12 protein-coding genes and 1 tRNA gene are annotated in these 14,851 nt (G+C 64.8%); 8 read left to right on the plus strand and 5 right to left on the minus strand.

Annotation, left to right across the window (positions count from 1 at the left end; genetic code table 11):
* Position 1 precedes the first annotated feature (1 nt).
* The 3 genes from SMAL_RS05815 to SMAL_RS05825 are packed head-to-tail and all read right to left on the minus strand — an operon-like array spanning position 2 to position 4,299.
* Entirely contained in the window at positions 2-2,794 is a 2,793-nt protein-coding gene (locus SMAL_RS05815) for a TonB-dependent receptor (RefSeq protein WP_004148532.1), read from the minus strand.
* 12 nt (positions 2,795-2,806) lie between these two features.
* Positions 2,807-3,775: a FecR family protein gene (locus tag SMAL_RS05820; RefSeq protein WP_012510419.1), complete on the minus strand. Its 969-nt coding sequence runs from the start codon at positions 3,773-3,775 to the stop codon at positions 2,807-2,809.
* Positions 3,772-4,299, minus strand: coding sequence for an RNA polymerase sigma factor (locus SMAL_RS05825; RefSeq protein ID WP_012510420.1), 528 nt, complete (start codon positions 4,297-4,299; stop codon positions 3,772-3,774). Before SMAL_RS05825 ends, SMAL_RS05820 begins: the two co-directional genes overlap by 4 nt.
* A gap of 236 nt (positions 4,300-4,535) precedes the next feature.
* On the opposite strand from SMAL_RS05825, the gene SMAL_RS05830 reads away from it, so the two are divergent.
* The 4 genes from SMAL_RS05830 (at position 4,536) to SMAL_RS05845 (ending at position 9,277) form a co-directional block, all read left to right on the plus strand.
* Positions 4,536-7,418: an autotransporter outer membrane beta-barrel domain-containing protein gene (locus tag SMAL_RS05830; protein WP_012510421.1), complete on the plus strand. Its 2,883-nt coding sequence runs from the start codon at positions 4,536-4,538 to the stop codon at positions 7,416-7,418.
* Between the two features lie 98 nt (positions 7,419-7,516).
* Positions 7,517-8,521 carry a 2-hydroxyacid dehydrogenase gene (locus tag SMAL_RS05835; protein ID WP_012510422.1) on the plus strand — a complete coding sequence of 335 codons (1,005 nt, stop codon included), beginning with the start codon at positions 7,517-7,519 and terminating at the stop codon, positions 8,519-8,521.
* A 50-nt stretch (positions 8,522-8,571) separates the two neighbouring features.
* Positions 8,572-8,647: transfer RNA gene (locus tag SMAL_RS05840), tRNA-Thr, on the plus strand.
* A gap of 195 nt (positions 8,648-8,842) precedes the next feature.
* Positions 8,843-9,277 (plus strand): putative periplasmic lipoprotein, encoded by a 435-nt coding sequence (locus SMAL_RS05845; protein ID WP_012510423.1) that lies wholly within the window; start codon positions 8,843-8,845, stop codon positions 9,275-9,277.
* A 118-nt stretch (positions 9,278-9,395) separates the two neighbouring features.
* Here SMAL_RS05845 and SMAL_RS05850 read toward each other — a convergent pair whose 3' ends face one another.
* Both SMAL_RS05850 and SMAL_RS05855 read right to left on the minus strand, forming a co-directional pair.
* Positions 9,396-9,731: a hypothetical protein gene (locus SMAL_RS05850; RefSeq protein WP_012510424.1), complete on the minus strand. Its 336-nt coding sequence runs from the start codon at positions 9,729-9,731 to the stop codon at positions 9,396-9,398.
* 13 nt (positions 9,732-9,744) lie between these two features.
* A complete protein-coding gene (locus SMAL_RS05855; protein WP_012510425.1) occupies positions 9,745-10,377 on the minus strand; it encodes a GyrI-like domain-containing protein in 633 nt (210 codons plus the stop codon).
* Positions 10,378-10,728: 351 nt separating this feature from the next.
* On the opposite strand from SMAL_RS05855, the gene cyoA reads away from it, so the two are divergent.
* The 4 genes from cyoA to cyoD are packed head-to-tail and all read left to right on the plus strand — an operon-like array spanning position 10,729 to position 14,760.
* Positions 10,729-11,784: a ubiquinol oxidase subunit II gene (gene cyoA / locus SMAL_RS05860; protein ID WP_012510426.1), complete on the plus strand. Its 1,056-nt coding sequence runs from the start codon at positions 10,729-10,731 to the stop codon at positions 11,782-11,784.
* Positions 11,785-11,786: 2 nt separating this feature from the next.
* Entirely contained in the window at positions 11,787-13,784 is a 1,998-nt protein-coding gene (gene cyoB / locus SMAL_RS05865) for a cytochrome o ubiquinol oxidase subunit I (protein WP_012510427.1), read from the plus strand.
* Positions 13,781-14,419 carry a cytochrome o ubiquinol oxidase subunit III gene (gene cyoC / locus SMAL_RS05870; RefSeq protein ID WP_012510428.1) on the plus strand — a complete coding sequence of 213 codons (639 nt, stop codon included), beginning with the start codon at positions 13,781-13,783 and terminating at the stop codon, positions 14,417-14,419. Before cyoB ends, cyoC begins: the two co-directional genes overlap by 4 nt.
* Positions 14,419-14,760 carry a cytochrome o ubiquinol oxidase subunit IV gene (gene cyoD, locus SMAL_RS05875; protein WP_004148769.1) on the plus strand — a complete coding sequence of 114 codons (342 nt, stop codon included), beginning with the start codon at positions 14,419-14,421 and terminating at the stop codon, positions 14,758-14,760. The genes cyoC and cyoD overlap by 1 nt, the downstream gene beginning before the upstream one ends.
* Positions 14,761-14,851 lie beyond the last annotated feature (91 nt).

A 14,851-nucleotide genomic window follows, 5' to 3' on the forward strand; every position in this document is an offset into this window, starting at 1 on the left:
TTCAGCGGAATTGCAGGGTCAGCAGATAGTAGCGGCCGAGTGGGTCGTCCAGCCCCGGCATCTGCCCGCCGTTGCCGACCAGATAGTTCACCGGCTGCGTGTCGAGCACGTTGTGCACGTCCAGCGCGGCGACAAGGCGAGGCCCCAGCCGGCGTGCGAGGTGCAGGTTCCAGCGCAGCTGCCGCGGGTTCATGCAGTGGCTCAGTTCGATCTGCTCCTGCGGGCACTCGGCACCGGGCAGCCACGCGCGCGTGCGTCCGGTCTGGTTGCCACGCAGCGCGATATCCCAATTGCTGTTCTGCCATTGCACGTTCAGCACGGCGGCGATCTCCGGCGTAACATGGCCGCGCAGGTCCACCGCGGGTTCATGATCGCGTCGCCGACGCAGTTCCTGCTGCTTCAGCGCATCAACCGAGAACAGCCACTGGCCGTTGCTGCCGGCATCGATGCGGTACTCGCTGCGCAGCACCCAGTTGCGGGACGTGGTGCGGCCGATGTTGTCGAACGACAGGCGCAGGCTGCTCAGGTGTCCGTCTTCGTCCAGCTGCCAGGTGCTGCGGTTCCAGACTGCGTCGGATGGCTGCAGCGCCAGAATCTCGTTGCGCAGCTCGACGATGTTGTGGGTCAGCGACACCGAAAAAGTGTCGTTGGGTGTCCAGCTGGCGGCCAGCGAATGACTGCGCGAGCGCTCTGCTTTCAACGCGTCGTTCTCCACCACCTCGGCGGTGACGCTGCAACGACCATCACTGATGGTCATCGCGCATTCCGGCAGCGCGCTGGAGGCGGGCAGCGTGATCGAGCCGAAGTAGCCGGGCGGTCGCCGCTGTTCGAACAGGCTGGGAGCGCGGTAGCCGCGTCCGCTGGCCAGCAGGAACGACCACTGCGGTGTCGGGCTCCAGCGCAGGCCGGCCCGTGGCGAGAACGCCATGAAACCGCCATCACGATCCCAGCGAGCGGCCAGGTCCGCGCGCAGCGTGGGCGCAAGCGGCAGGCCGAGTTCGGCGTAGACGCCGCTGCTCTGCCGCGACAGGCGACGTTGCTGCTGTGGCAGGCCCAATGCGAGGTCACCCTGGCTGAGCAGCGCATCGGGACGCGACGTCCAGCGTTCATGGCGCAGGTCGATGCCGGTGGCCAGCTGCGCGGGGCCGCCAGGCAGCGGCATCAGTTCGCGCTGCATGCCCCACCAGCCCTGCCACTGTTCGGTACGTCCGCGGTTGCGGATGGACGGGAACAGCGTTTCCACCTCGGCTGCTGGTGGTGCGTCGAAGCCAGGGGTGAATCTGCGGGCCTGCGTCGCTTCCAGGAGCCGGGTCGCACGCACGGTGCCTGCCGTGGACAGCGTGACGTCACTGCGTTGCGAGCTGATTCCCGCTTCCCAGCTGCGTCGGCCCTGGTCACGGCCGAGACCGAAGGTGATATCTGCATCGGTGGCGCGAACGCTGGGGCGCACATTGCCTGCTTCATGCAAGACGCTGTTGAAGGTGATTCCGCGCGAGACCACGGCGATGGCGGTGGGGCCGAGATCGAAGCGCTGCCGGTTGTGGTTGGCGCGCGCTTCGACATAGGCATAGCGTCCTTCGCCGCGTTCATGCCGGTAATGCAGGTAGGCCGAAGCGGTATCCGAGGCGGGTTGCAACGAACGCGGGCGCGCACTGTCGAACCAGCAGCCATCCTCGCGCCGCTTCAGTGGAGGCTCGCAGCGCCGGGCCGGCAGATACCAGTTGCCGAAGATCGCGCCGATCGGATACAGCGAGGTTTCTGCATGCCAGTCGCGGCGATCACCGGCCACATGCTCGACCCGGTGCAGGTCAAGGCCTGCAAACCAGCGGTCACCGCCTTCGCGCAGCCCGCCGGTGGCCATCTGGACACGGTACTGGCCGGCGTCGCCACGGCTGCTCAGCCCGGTCTGCAGCATCGCTTCGGGACCATCGGCCTGGTCGCGCAGGATGATGTTGACCACTCCGGACATCGCGTCGGCACCGTAGATGGCGGAGGCACCACCGCGGACCAGTTCGATGCGATCGACGAAGCTCAGGGGAATGCCGCCCAGGTCGGTCAGCCCGCCCTGTTCCAGCGACACCATCGGGTAGCGCGGCAGTCGCCTGCCGTTGACCAGGAACAATGTTGCACGTGGCCCCATGCCATCGAAGCTGGTGGTGGCCGCGGCTCCCACCGGCAGGTACTGCGAATCACCACTGCGAGCGCTGCTCATCGCAGGAAGGCCGTTCATTCCGGGCAGATGGCGCAGCAGGTCGAACAGGCTGCCGTAGCCACTGCGCAGGATGTCGGCGCGATCGATCGTTGTCACCGGCAGGGTGGTCTGTACCGAGGTGCGTGGCAGGCGGCTGCCAGTGACATGGATTGGTGCCAGTTCCACCTGCGGCGGGCGCTCCGGTGCCGTGCGCGGGCCGGCCACGGGCGTTGCAGGAGATGTCGCTGCTGCGGGCGCGGGGGCCACTCGGATGCGTCGGATGACGAAACCGCCGGACGGCGTACGCAGGACATTCACCGGCATGCCGGCGACCAGTTGTTTCAGGGCCGTGGCAGGGTCTGCCTGGCCGTTGGCCCCATCGCTGTGCAGCCCACTGAGCTCGCGGGCGTCGAACAGCAGGGCGATGCCGCTCTGTCGTGCCCACTGCTGCAACGCCGACGGCAATGGGCCAGCACCGATATGGTAATCACGCGTGCCTGCCGCTTCACCGGCGCTGGCCACCGGCAGCACGGCCGCCAGCAGCGCCAGGTACAGCAGGGGGCGGAGCAGCCCCCACTGCCGCGCGCCCGGACCTGCTGCCATGGCTGGCACCTCTCAGTAGGTGCGACGCAGTTCCAGCGCGCCATCCGGGCGCGTCTGGCCAGCGACGGACCATCCCAGTTCCAGCGCGGACAGCAACTCCTGTGCGTCGCCTGCGCGGAACGTTCCACTTACCGCCAGATCGGTGATCTCCGGGTCGACAATCACCAGTGGCGTCCGGCCATAGCGGTTCATGCGTTCGACCACGATCGACAACGGTGTGGCATCGAACACCAGTTTTCCGCGCAGCCAACCTTCGGCCGCCACGGTGGAGGACAACGCCGGGCCAGGCTGGATGCGGCCGGAGGGCAATACCTGCAGCTGCTGGCCGGGCGCCAGCATGTGCTGGGCCGTGCCGTTGCTGACTTCAACCGCACCTTCCAGCAATGCCACTTCAACCAGTCCATCGCGCAGGCGCTCGACCTGGAAGGTGGTGCCGATGTCGCGGATGGTGCTGTCGCCGGCACGCAGCTGCAGCGCCTTGCTCGACGGCGCGACCTGCAGTTGCAGACGTCCGCGTTCCAGTTCCAGATCGCGATGACGCCAGCCGAAGCGCGCGCGCAGCGTGGTGCCGGCGTCGAGGGTGGCCAGGCTGCCGTCGGCCAGGGTCAACTGGCGCGGCAGACGGGTGTCATTGGCATACAGCTGCGGTGTCGGATTGCCATCCAGCGCAATCATCCAGCCGATGCCGATCGCCAGACAGATGCCGGCGGCTGCGGCCAGGCCGGGCAACAGGCGGCGGCGTGCAGGCCGCGCCACGCGCGCGGCCGCAGTGCGCAGCCACGGGTCGGAGCCCAGCGTCTCGCCCTGCTGGAACAGCGTCTCGGCCTGTACCCAGGCTTTGACATGGGCAGGATCTTCAGCCAACCAGTCTTCGAATGACTCGCGCTCGGCCGCGGTGCAATCCGGGGCTTCCAGGCGTGCCACCCAGTCGCTGGCACGTTCGTACAGCGAGGCATCTTCCTTGTGCCGGAGGCGGCTCATTCGGCGTCCCTGTCGTGATGCAGCGGGTCCGGTCCCAGCTCCTGACGCAGGCCCTGAAGGGCACGGGCAATATGTTTTTCCACGGTCTTGGCGGTGATTCCACAGTGCCGCGCGATCTGCGTATAGCTCATGCCGGTGATCCGGTTGAGCAGGTACACCTCGCGCGCGCGCTCGGGCAGTTTGAACAGGGCCTGCCGCAGCAGGGACAGCATCTGCCCGGACTCGGCCTGGCGCAATGGATCGGGCGACTGGCTGGTGGGCTCGTCGCTGCCATCATGCTCGGCCAATGACAGGTGCGGTCGCGATTGCGGCGAGCGGCCGCGATCCGCCAGGCGGTTGCGGGCGATACGATACAGCAGCAGGCGCAGCTCGTCGGGCCCGTGCGCGCGATAACGGATCAACCGCTCCATGCAGTCCTGCGCGATATCCTCCGCATCCTCCGGCCCGACCCCCCGAGTGCGCAGGAACGCGCACAGCGGCGTGCGTTCTTCGCGTACGAACGCGATGAAGGCGTCCGCGGGCACGGGCAGGTCCGATGCGCGATGGATCAGGGGGGACGGGGCGGACAGGGCTGGCCTCGGCTGGCTGTGGAGAATGCGTCATCGAGTTTTACGCGACGATGACCTGATGGGGAAGAGTGCATGTCGCTCGGGCTCTCATTGTGAATGCATTCATCTTCAGTGGCCTGGCATGCTGGGGGAGATCGGGCCGTTCCGACGTTTGACTCTCTACCCGCGTGTTGCGGGTGGAGAGAGAACGTATGAAGCATTCGAAGTTGAGCCTGGCCCTGGCCGGGCTGCTTGGCATTGGCGCCATCATGGCGGCTGATGACGTCATGGCAATGAGTTATCACGTGCAGGGCGACCGCATCTTCCTGAGCGGCGGCGTGACCTATGCAGACGTGGTGTCGCTGCCGGCGTTGCTGGCCAAGGCGCAGGCCGAGGGCCGGCCGATCCGCGAGGTGGTGCTGCGCACCTCCAATGGTGGCGCGCTGATCGCCGGCGAGTGGCTGCAGGGGGTGATCCGCACCTCCGGCCTGAACACCATCGTGTCCGGTCACTGCATTTCGTCCTGCTCGATCATGCAGTCCGGTGGCGTCGAGCGCTATCTGGCCGGCGACCTGCCGATCATCGACTCGGTGCAGATCCACGCGGCCAGCAGCGGCGGCAAGGTGATCTACACACCGTCGCCGCGCATGACCCAGATCTATACCGGCAACTACGGCGGCGGCATGGATGCCGGGCTGCTGCACAAGGCCATGTATGAAGTGGTGCAACCGAACGGGTTGCTGGTGTTCCGCGATCCGGCCCGTGGCACCGGTCCTTCGGTCACCTTCGATCCGGATGGCAGCGGAACCAAGCAGGAGTCGTTCCCCGGGCAGGACATCTACAGCAACAGGATCATCACCGCGAACGGTTACCGCGATCCGGGTGACACCCTCAACGTGACTGTGAATGTGAGCGGCGACATCAACCCCGGCTACCTGCGCACCGGGCGCCAGTTGCAGACCTTCGTCGATGATGATTTCGCACGGTGGAATACCAACATATCGTCGGCCTACATCAGTCTGGCGCAGGGCATCTACAACGCGTCTGGCAATGGGCCGCAGGGTATTGGCTCGAGATCGGTGCAGAGCTACCAGAACGATCCGCTCTACAAGGCTGCGCTGCTGTCGAGGCTGCGCCTGGCTGATCTGGACGTGTCCACGCTCGACAATTCCATGGGCGTGATCCGCGTCAGCAATGGCGCCACCTGGCGTACCTCCGCGACCACCGGTGCCGACTTCATGCTGGTCGACAACGGCACCATCGCACTGGAGGGGGGCGCCCTGAGAGCACCGGAAGTGCGGGTGCTGGGCGCGGGCATGCTGGTTGGCCATGGTGATGTGGCCGGTACCGCGACGGAATTCAGCGCACTGATCAGCGGCACCCGTCCGTCCTGGCGTGAGGACGGCTTCAACCGCCTGCGCGTGTTCGGGACACTGATGCCACGCGGCGGCGATCTGGTCACCCATGGCTACGTCAACATCATGCCGGGCGGCAAGGTGCTGTTCGACGTGACCGAGAACGGTGGCACTGGCAGTGGTCGCATACGCGTGGGCAGCTTCTTTGATCAGTCCAGTGGCAAGGTGAACGACGGTGCGCTGGTGATTTCCAAGGGCGCCTTCCTTGAACTGAACGTGGCGCAGGGCTACTACGGCCAGGATTTCCGTCGTGACCTGGTGCAGGGGCCGATCTACCAGGGCGGTTTCGAAGAGGCTGTACGCCTGGGCGACACCGGCTACAGTGCCAGCATCACTGGCGGTGATGTGTTCCGCCCGCGCCACAACTCGCTGCTGAGCTTCAACGTGAAGCAGACCGCTGACGGTCTGTGGTTGACCGCCAACCCCGGCTTCGACCAGGTGGGGCTGTTCGCTAATGGCACCTCCGGCGATGGCCTGGGGCGCGCGCTGGCGACCGCTTCCGATCGCCAGGACAACGGCCTGAAGTCGCTGCTCGGTGCGCTGCAGTTCGCCGACCGTGATGTGATCGCACAACAGGCCGGCGCCCTGCGCGGTGATGCGCACGCCAGCCTGCGCCTGGCCGACACTGCGCTGGTGGGCAGCATCGGCAACGTCGTGCAACAGCATCAGTCGGCCATGCGCAGCGGCGGTGATGCCGATGGCCTGGCCTCGCAGGTGGCACAGTCGGTCTCCTCCCAGCCGGGCATGCGTCATGGCAGCCTGTTCAACCAGCTGGCGATGCACCTGGTCGAGCCGGCGTCGGGAAGCGTTGCGGGCAGCGGTGATGCTGGACGCAGCCATGGCATCTGGGCGCGCGGTTTCGCCAGCCATGGCCGCATCGATGCTGACGGTGGCGTGGCCGGCCTGAGCCACACCATCGGCGGCATCGTGATCGGTGCCGACACCCGCGTGGCCGATGACCGCGTCACCCTGGGCGCCAGCGTGGCCGCGGCCGATATGTCGACCAAGGCCAGTGACGGCTCCGGGTTCACCGGCGATGTGCGCGCGCTGGACGTGGGCGGCTACCTGGATGCGACCTATTCGCGTGGCTACCTGTCGGCAGCGGTGCGCTACACCGACCTGCGCCACGACACCCGTCGCAGCATCGGCGGTATCGATGGCCTGCAGCAGCCCCTGCGCGCCAGGTACAGCAACGATGCGATCTCCGCGCGTGTTGAACATGCGTTCTCGTTCACCACCGGCAAGGGGCTGGTGATCCAGCCGTTGCTGCCGGTGGTGGACTACGCGCGCACCTCGGCCACCCGTTTCAATGAAGGGCAGGGTGCCGGTGCGCTGGTAGGTCGCAGCGGCAGCCTGGAGAGCATCCGCGTGGGCGCAGGCCTGCAGCTGTTCAAGACCTTCGAGGGCAACAACGGCGAGCGCATCACGCCGCGCGCCCGGGTGGTCTGGCAGAAGGAGCTGGGCGATTCGCGGGCCCGCTACAGCACCGGCTTCGCCGCGGCACCGGATCTGGTGTTCGGCGCCAGCAGCCAGCGCGTGGGCGAGCAGGTGCTGGCCTGGAACCTGGGTGTGACCAGCCGCGCCAGCGAGCGTCTCTCGATCATGGCCGACTATGTGGGCGAGCGCCGCGACGGGCAGATCCAGAATGGCGTGATGCTGGGGCTGGGCTACAGGTTCTAAGTGGTACACGGTACCGGCGATGCCTGCATCGCCGGTGCCATCCCCAGAGGGTGTGTTGCTGCGGTATGGTCGGCGTGGCATTCCATCCAGGCTCTTTCATGCAGATCGCCGTCTTCAGCGCCCGCCCTTACGATCGCCGTTTCCTTGAGGAGGCGAACCAGCGCGATGCGGCTGGGGACGGCTTTGCGTTCGTGTACTTCGATGTGGCGCTGGACGTGCACACGGCCGCGCTGGCGCAGGATTGCGCAGCCGTATGCGTGTTCGTCAATGACCGTCTCGACGCGCCGGTTCTGCGCGCGCTGCATGCGTTGGGCGTGCGGGCCGTACTGCTGCGCTGCGCCGGCTTCAACAATGTGGACCTGGCAGCCGCGAAAGCGCTGGATCTGTTCGTCGCACGCGTACCGGCCTATTCCCCGGAGGCGGTGGCCGAGCATGCGTTGGCGCTGGTGATGACCCTCAACCGGCAGACCCATCGTGCCTACAACCGTGTGCGCGAGGGCAACTTCATGCTGGATGGCCTGCTCGGACGCACCCTGCATGGCCGCACGGTTGGCATTGTGGGTACCGGCAAGATCGGGCTGGCCACCGCGCGCATCTTCAGGGGCATGGGCTGCATCGTGCTGGGGCACGATCCTTATCCGTCATCCGCGTTCGGCGGTATCGGCGAAATGGTCGGGCTGGATGAACTGCTGGCGCGTGCCGACATCGTGTCGCTGCATTGCCCGCTGACGCCTGAGACCCATCACCTGATCAATGATGCATCACTGGCGCGGATGAAGCCGGGCGCGATGCTGGTCAACACCTCGCGTGGCGCACTGGTCGATACCCATGCGGTGATCCGCGCGCTGAAGTCGCGCCGGCTGGGTCATCTGGCCATCGATGTGTACGAGCAGGAGAGCGCGTTGTTCTTCCAGGACCTTTCCGGCGAGATCATCGACGATGAGGCCTTCCAGCGCCTGATGACCTTCCCCAACGTACTGGTGACTGGCCACCAGGGCTTCTTCACCGTGGAGGCGCTGCAGGAGATCTCGGCGATCACGCTGGGCAACCTGCAGGACTTCGCCGCCGGCCGGCCCTGCGCCAACCGGGTACAGGCGGGCTGAGCCGGGTGGATTGACCGCCGGGGCGCCCAGCCCGTAAAATCGCGGGCTCCGCCGGAATAGCTCAGTTGGTAGAGCGGCGCATTCGTAATGCGTAGGTCGCAGGTTCGACTCCTGTTTCCGGCACCAGTTGTAATGAAAAGCCCCGGCCTTGGTCGGGGCTTTTTGTTTGGGTTGTGCTGACGGGCGCGGGCCCCAAGGCCAGCGCCAGCGTCCGATGGAACTGCGGGCATGTACCTGCTTGGTCGGGGTCATTACCATTGCCGAGGTGGATTGCTTGCGGCGCTGGACTGGGCAAGTCAGTTTCAATCAACAGGGGATGTCATGAAGAAGATCGTGGTGAGTCTGATTGCGTGCGTCGTTCTTGCCGGCTGTGCAACCCGCCAGATCAGCTCCGAACAGGCGCAGCCGGTGCCTGCCGAGCGGATTTTCGCCTTCAATGGGATGGGGGACAGTGCTTCCGGACAGGTCATCGTTACGCGCGACGTCGGCGCGGTTGGTGGGGCGTGCCCGCTTGCGCTGTATATCGACGGCACCCTGGCAGCCCATCTGCAGCGGGGAGAGTCTGTCTCGCTGTCTGTGCCTGCCGGCAATCGCATTGTCAGCGCAAGTTTCGCGGGTAAAGGGCTCTGTTCGTGGGGGGATGAATCGGCGCACAGGCGCGAGATTTCCCACGTGGTCACGGCGGGTGGCAGAACCAGGATCCGTCTCGCATTGACCCATGATGGTGTGATTCAAATCGGTCCGACCGCGTTCTAGACGCACTCCACGCAAGACGAGCAGTTACATCAACAGGAAGCCCTGGCCGTTGCCGGGGCTTTCTGTTTGTGCCCGAAGGGAAAGGTCGGTCGGCAACGTCACCGATGCAAACACACCTTCATTCACGTCCAACGATCCCCGCACCCCTTGCCAGCCACCAGCCGAGCTGCCGGAGATAACCACCCGCTGCTCCCGCCGATGCGCCGATCAGGAGGCGTGCAAGCATTCTGGTCCCGCGTGCGGCCCGCTCCCGCAACCACGGCAGCATCGCCATCACCTGTGCACCCAGCAACAGCGCCAGCACATCCAGCCCCAGCGCATCCACCACCGGCAACAACGGCAGCAGATCCGGATTGCAGGCCAGCACGATCACCAGCACGGTACCGAGCACAGCCATCACACGGCGCCCAGCGGGCAGGGTGGTCCAGTGCAGCAGTCTGGCAATCAGGCGCATGGCGTTCCTTGTGTCATGGGCGTGAGCCCTTACCAGAGCGCAAGCGCACCGGCTGCCGCAGCACGGTCTTCAACCGAGCAGCTTCGGTCCTGCGCGGGTCGCTCAGGTAGATCTCGTGATGGGGGCCGGCAAAGGCATATCCCAGTGCAGGCATCAGCTCGTCATGAAGATGCGCCAGGATCGGCCCCTCGTCATCGTAGGCACCCACATGCAGGGTCTGCAGGCAGAGACCTTCCTCGAGCGTTTCATGGCGAAGGCTGGCCGGCGCCTCACCCAGCTTCTTCCGCGCCTTGCCGAGGGCCGCTTCCAGCTGCTCTGGACTGATCCCTCCCGGCGTACGGATCATCACCGTCCACACCCACTCATCCTTGCGGCGTGCCACGAAGCTGGCGGGATCCTCGGCGGTCCACAGCGCTTCCAAGGGCGGCACCACGTAGTCCTGCTCCTCCGCTTTCAACGCGAACTTAAGTGCATAGCTCACCGCGTACAGCCACTGCACCGCCTCCAGATAGGCTGGCGCGCTGTTCGGGTCGCCGCGGCCGTCGGCCATCAGGTAGGGCAGGGGCGGCACCTGCACCGGAACGAAGTGGCCTGCCGGCGGCTGGTACAGCGCCCGGTCGCGTTTCTTGAAGTCGATCTTGTCCATGCACCTTCCTCCTGTGCCGAGCATCCCACGCCTTGCCTTCGCAGGGATGCCTGAACATGTTCAGTCGACTTTGCCGAACCCGGTCGGAGCCCCCGCCATCGCCCGATACCAGCATGCTGCGCTCGGGCGTTCTGCCCGCCATGCCGCGCAGTGCGACAACGTGTCGCAGTCAGAATCAGGCCTTTCCTGCGCTCGATCATTGTCAATGCCTTTCTTAAATGGTGCGTGACGGCCTAAAATTGAAAGGCTGACTCGACCCCACCTCCCTGCCTGTCTTCCGGACAGGTGGGACCGGCTTTGGCCGGAACAGGCAGGACGGGGAACGGCATTCCCTCGCAATTGGATCGACCGATGATTCCGTTGAAAACCCTTGGGCGCTGGTTGCGCCCGGGCCTGCTGCTGTCGTTGCTGGTGATGCTCACCGGCTGCGATGCCGTGGCCATCCTCAGTCCGAAGGGCCAGATCGGCCAGGATGAGAAGACCCTGCTGATCACGGCTACCGTGCTCATGCTGCTGGTCGTCATCCCGGTCATCATCATGACCCTGACCTTCGCGTGGAAGTATCGCGCCTCCAACACCAAGGCCCGTTACGAGCCGAAGTGGTCCCACTCGACGGCGATCGAGGTGGTGGTGTGGTCCATTCCCTGCATGATCGTGCTGGTGCTGGCGGTCCTGACCTGGCGTTCGTCGCACGCGCTGGACCCGTACAAGCCGCTGGAATCGGACGTCAAGCCGGTCACCATCGAGGCGATCTCGCTGGACTGGAAGTGGCTGTTCATCTATCCGGAAGAGAAGGTGGCGGTCGTCAACGAAATCAAGTTCCCGGTCAACACGCCGCTGAACTTCAAGATCACGTCCGATACGGTGATGAATGCCTTCTTCATCCCGCACCTGGGCAGCATGATCTACTCGATGGCTGCGATGGAGACCAAGCTCCACCTGATCGCCAACGAGACCGGTGAATTCCCGGGCATGTCCTCGCACTACAGCGGCGCGGGCTTCGCCAAGATGCACTTCACCGCCTACTCGGTCACCGATGCCGAATACCGCCAGTGGCTGGACCAGGTCCGCGCCGGCGATCAGACCCTGGACAAGGCTTCGTTCAAGGCCCTGGGTGATGCGCGCAACGCCGAGTGGTATCCGGTCACCTACTTCGGCAAGACCGAAGAAGGCCTGTTCGACTGGGTCCTGGCCAAGCACATGGGCGACAACAAGCATTACGGCATGAAGCACGAGCACAAGGCCCCGGCCGACGGTGCTGCTGCTGAAGGCCACGATGCCCATGCGGGTCACGAGGGCCACGAAGGCCACGCCGACGCCGCTGCCGCTCCGGCCGAACACGCCGGACACACTGCTGACGAACACGCCGCCGCCGGTCACGCCGGCCACGCGGGTTCGGGAGAATGAACATGTTGGGTAAACTCTCAATTGAGTCGATCCCCCACGATCCGATCGTCCTGACGACGTTGATCGGCGCAGTTCTGGGTGGCCTGGGCGTGATGGCCCTGATCACCAAGTTCAAGCTGTGGGGCTATCTGTGGAAGGAGTGGTTCACCTCGGTGGATCACAAGAAGATCGGCGTGATGTACCTCATCGTCGCCTTCGTCATGCTGCTGCGCGGTTTCTCCGACGCCATCATGATGCGTACCCAGCAGGCGCTCGCCGTCGGCGGGTCCGAGGGTTACCTGCCGCCGCACCACTACGACCAGATCTTCACCGCCCACGGCGTGATCATGATCTTCTTCGTGGCGATGCCGCTGATCACCGGCCTGATGAACCTGGCCGTGCCGCTGCAGATCGGTGCGCGCGACGTCGCGTTCCCGTTCGTCAACTCGCTCAGCTTCTGGCTGTTCGTGTCCGGTGCGGTGCTGATCATGCTGTCGCTGTGGATCGGTGAGTTCGCTGCCACCGGCTGGCTGGCGTTCCCGCCACTGTCGGGCATCGAATACAGTCCAAGCGTAGGCATGGACTACTACATCTGGGGTCTACAGGTCGCAGGCCTGGGTACCACGCTGAGCGGTATCAACTTCTTCATCACCATCCTGAAGATGCGTACCCCCAGCATGAAGCTGATGCAGATGCCGGTGTTCACCTGGACCGCCCTGGTGACCAACGTGCTGATCGTCGCGGCCTTCCCGGTGCTGACCATCACCCTGGTGCTGCTGACCCTGGACCGTTACCTGGGTACGCACTTCTTCACCAATGACGGTGGCGGCAACGCCATGCTTTACATCAACCTGATCTGGATCTGGGGTCACCCGGAAGTCTATATCCTGGTGCTGCCGGCGTTCGGTGTGTTCTCCGAAGTCATCGCGACCTTCTCGCGCAAGGCGCTGTTCGGCTACAAGGGCATGGTCTACGCCACCGCCTGCATCGGCGTGCTGTCGTTCATCGTGTGGCTGCACCACTTCTTCACCATGGGTTCGGGTGCCAACGTCAATGCCTTCTTCGGCATCACGACGATGATCATCTCGATCCCGACCGGCGTGAAGATCTTCAACTGGCTGTTCACCATGTTCCGCGGTCGCGTGCAGTTCACCACGCCCGTGCTGTGGACCATCGGCTTCATGGTCACCTTCACCATCGGCGGCATGACCGGCGTGATGCTGGCGATCCCGGCCATCGACTTCGTGCTGCACAACAGCCTGTTCCTGATCGCCCACTTCCACAACGTCATCATCGGCGGCGTGGTGTTCGGCATGTTCGCCGGCATCACCTACTGGTGGCCGAAGATGTTCGGCTTCCGCCTCAATGAGTTCTGGGGCAAGTGCGCGTTCTGGTGCTGGTTCATCGGCTTCTACGTGACCTTCATGCCGATGTACGTGCTGGGCTTCATGGGCATGACCCGTCGCCTGCAGAGCACCGTCAACCCGGCCTACGAGCCGCTGCTGCTGGTGGCTGCCGCAGGTGCCTTCATCGTGGGTGCCGGCATCCTGTGCCAGATCATCCAGGTGGCCGTGTCGATCCGCGACCGCAAGAAGACCGCCGACCTGACCGGCGACCCGTGGGATGCCCGTACGCTGGAGTGGGAAACCTCTTCGCCGCCGGCCTTCTACAACTTCGGCAGCCTGCCGGAAGTCACCGAGCTGGACGATTTCTGGGAGCGCAAGCAGCGTGGTGAAGCCTGGCCGAAGCCGGCCAAGTACACCGACATCCACATGCCGCGCAACACCGGCACGGGCGTTGTCATCGGTGCCTTCAGCCTGGTGTTCGGCTTCGCGATGATCTGGCACATCTGGTGGCTGGCCATCGTCGGCTTCGTCGGCATGATTGCCACGTTCATCTACCGCACCTTCGACCAGGACGTGGACTACTGGGTCCCGGCCGCCGAGGTGGAACGCATCGAGAACGAACACCGCAAGCACCTGGAATCCCAGGGCCTGGTGAAGTCGGAGCTGAAGGCATGAGCACCAATACCTCGACCCTGAGCCACGGGCACGCCGCGCAAGCGGCGGCCCATGGCCATGACGACCACGAGCACCACGACACCGGCGGCAACACCGTCTTCGGTTTCTGGGTGTACCTGATGAGCGACTGCCTCATCTTCGCCTCGCTGTTCGCCACCTATGTGGTGCTGGCCGGCGGTACCGATGGTGGCCCGACCGCGAAGGACCTGTTCGAACTGCCGTTCGTGGCATGGGAAACCGCGCTGCTGCTGACCTCCTCGCTGACCTTCGGCCTGGGCATGATTGCCATGCACCGCAAGCAGATGGGTCAGATGTACCTGTGGCTGGGCATCACCTGGCTGCTGGGCTTCGGCTTCATGTGCATGGAAGTGTGGGAATTCCAGCACCTGATCCATCAGGGCTATGGTCCGGACCGTAGCGCCTTCCTGTCGGCGTTCTTCGCCCTGGTCGGTACCCACGGCCTGCACGTCAGCGCCGGCCTGCTGTGGCTGCTGGTGATGTTCGTACAGCTGAAGAAGTACGGCCTGACCCCGACCAACAAGACCCGCATGGCGTGCCTGAGCCTGTTCTGGCACTTCCTGGACCTGATCTGGATCGGCGTGTTCTCCGTCGTCTACCTCAATGGAGCGCTGTAATGGCACATGACAACCATGCACACGACCATGCCGCTGGCGGCGAAAGCCATGGCAGCGTGAAGTCGTACCTGATCGGCTTCGTGCTGGCGGTGGTGCTGACCGTCATCCCGTTCTGGATGGTGATGTCGGGCGACTTCTCGCGCACCGTCAACGGTGTGGTGATCGCGATCACCGCGGTACTGCAGATGCTGGTCCACCTGGTGTTCTTCCTGCACCTGGACCGCTCTTCGGAAAGCCGCTGGAACGTCAACGCTGCGGCCTTCACCGTGGTGGTGATCGGCATCATCGTGGTCGGTACCCTGTGGGTCATGCACAACATGAACGTGCACATGATGCACTGACGTCTTCGCGACGTTGCCACGCAGAAAGGCCGCCCTCGGGCGGCCTTTTTGTTTGCCTGCGAATGGGTAGTGCCGGCCGCTGGCCGGCAAT

Source organism: Stenotrophomonas maltophilia R551-3, from assembly GCF_000020665.1.
Lineage (GTDB): Bacteria > Pseudomonadota > Gammaproteobacteria > Xanthomonadales > Xanthomonadaceae > Stenotrophomonas > Stenotrophomonas maltophilia_L.

Bases quoted from the DNA above. Each gene is read 5' to 3' on its own strand.
- SMAL_RS05820 (WP_012510419.1), bottom strand. From the start codon at position 3,775: ATGAGCCGCCTCCGGCACAAGGAAGATGCCTCGCTGTACGAACGTGCC.
- cyoA (WP_012510426.1), top strand. From the start codon at position 10,729: ATGATTCCGTTGAAAACCCTTGGGCGCTGGTTGCGCCCGGGCCTGCTG.
- SMAL_RS05815 (WP_004148532.1), bottom strand. From the start codon at position 2,794: ATGGCAGCAGGTCCGGGCGCGCGGCAGTGGGGGCTGCTCCGCCCCCTG.
- cyoB (WP_012510427.1), top strand. From the start codon at position 11,787: ATGTTGGGTAAACTCTCAATTGAGTCGATCCCCCACGATCCGATCGTC.
- SMAL_RS05830 (WP_012510421.1), top strand. From the start codon at position 4,536: ATGAAGCATTCGAAGTTGAGCCTGGCCCTGGCCGGGCTGCTTGGCATT.
- SMAL_RS05850 (WP_012510424.1), bottom strand. From the start codon at position 9,731: ATGCGCCTGATTGCCAGACTGCTGCACTGGACCACCCTGCCCGCTGGG.
- SMAL_RS05845 (WP_012510423.1), top strand. From the start codon at position 8,843: ATGAAGAAGATCGTGGTGAGTCTGATTGCGTGCGTCGTTCTTGCCGGC.
- cyoC (WP_012510428.1), top strand. From the start codon at position 13,781: ATGAGCACCAATACCTCGACCCTGAGCCACGGGCACGCCGCGCAAGCG.
- cyoD (WP_004148769.1), top strand. From the start codon at position 14,419: ATGGCACATGACAACCATGCACACGACCATGCCGCTGGCGGCGAAAGC.
- SMAL_RS05835 (WP_012510422.1), top strand. From the start codon at position 7,517: ATGCAGATCGCCGTCTTCAGCGCCCGCCCTTACGATCGCCGTTTCCTT.
- SMAL_RS05855 (WP_012510425.1), bottom strand. From the start codon at position 10,377: ATGGACAAGATCGACTTCAAGAAACGCGACCGGGCGCTGTACCAGCCG.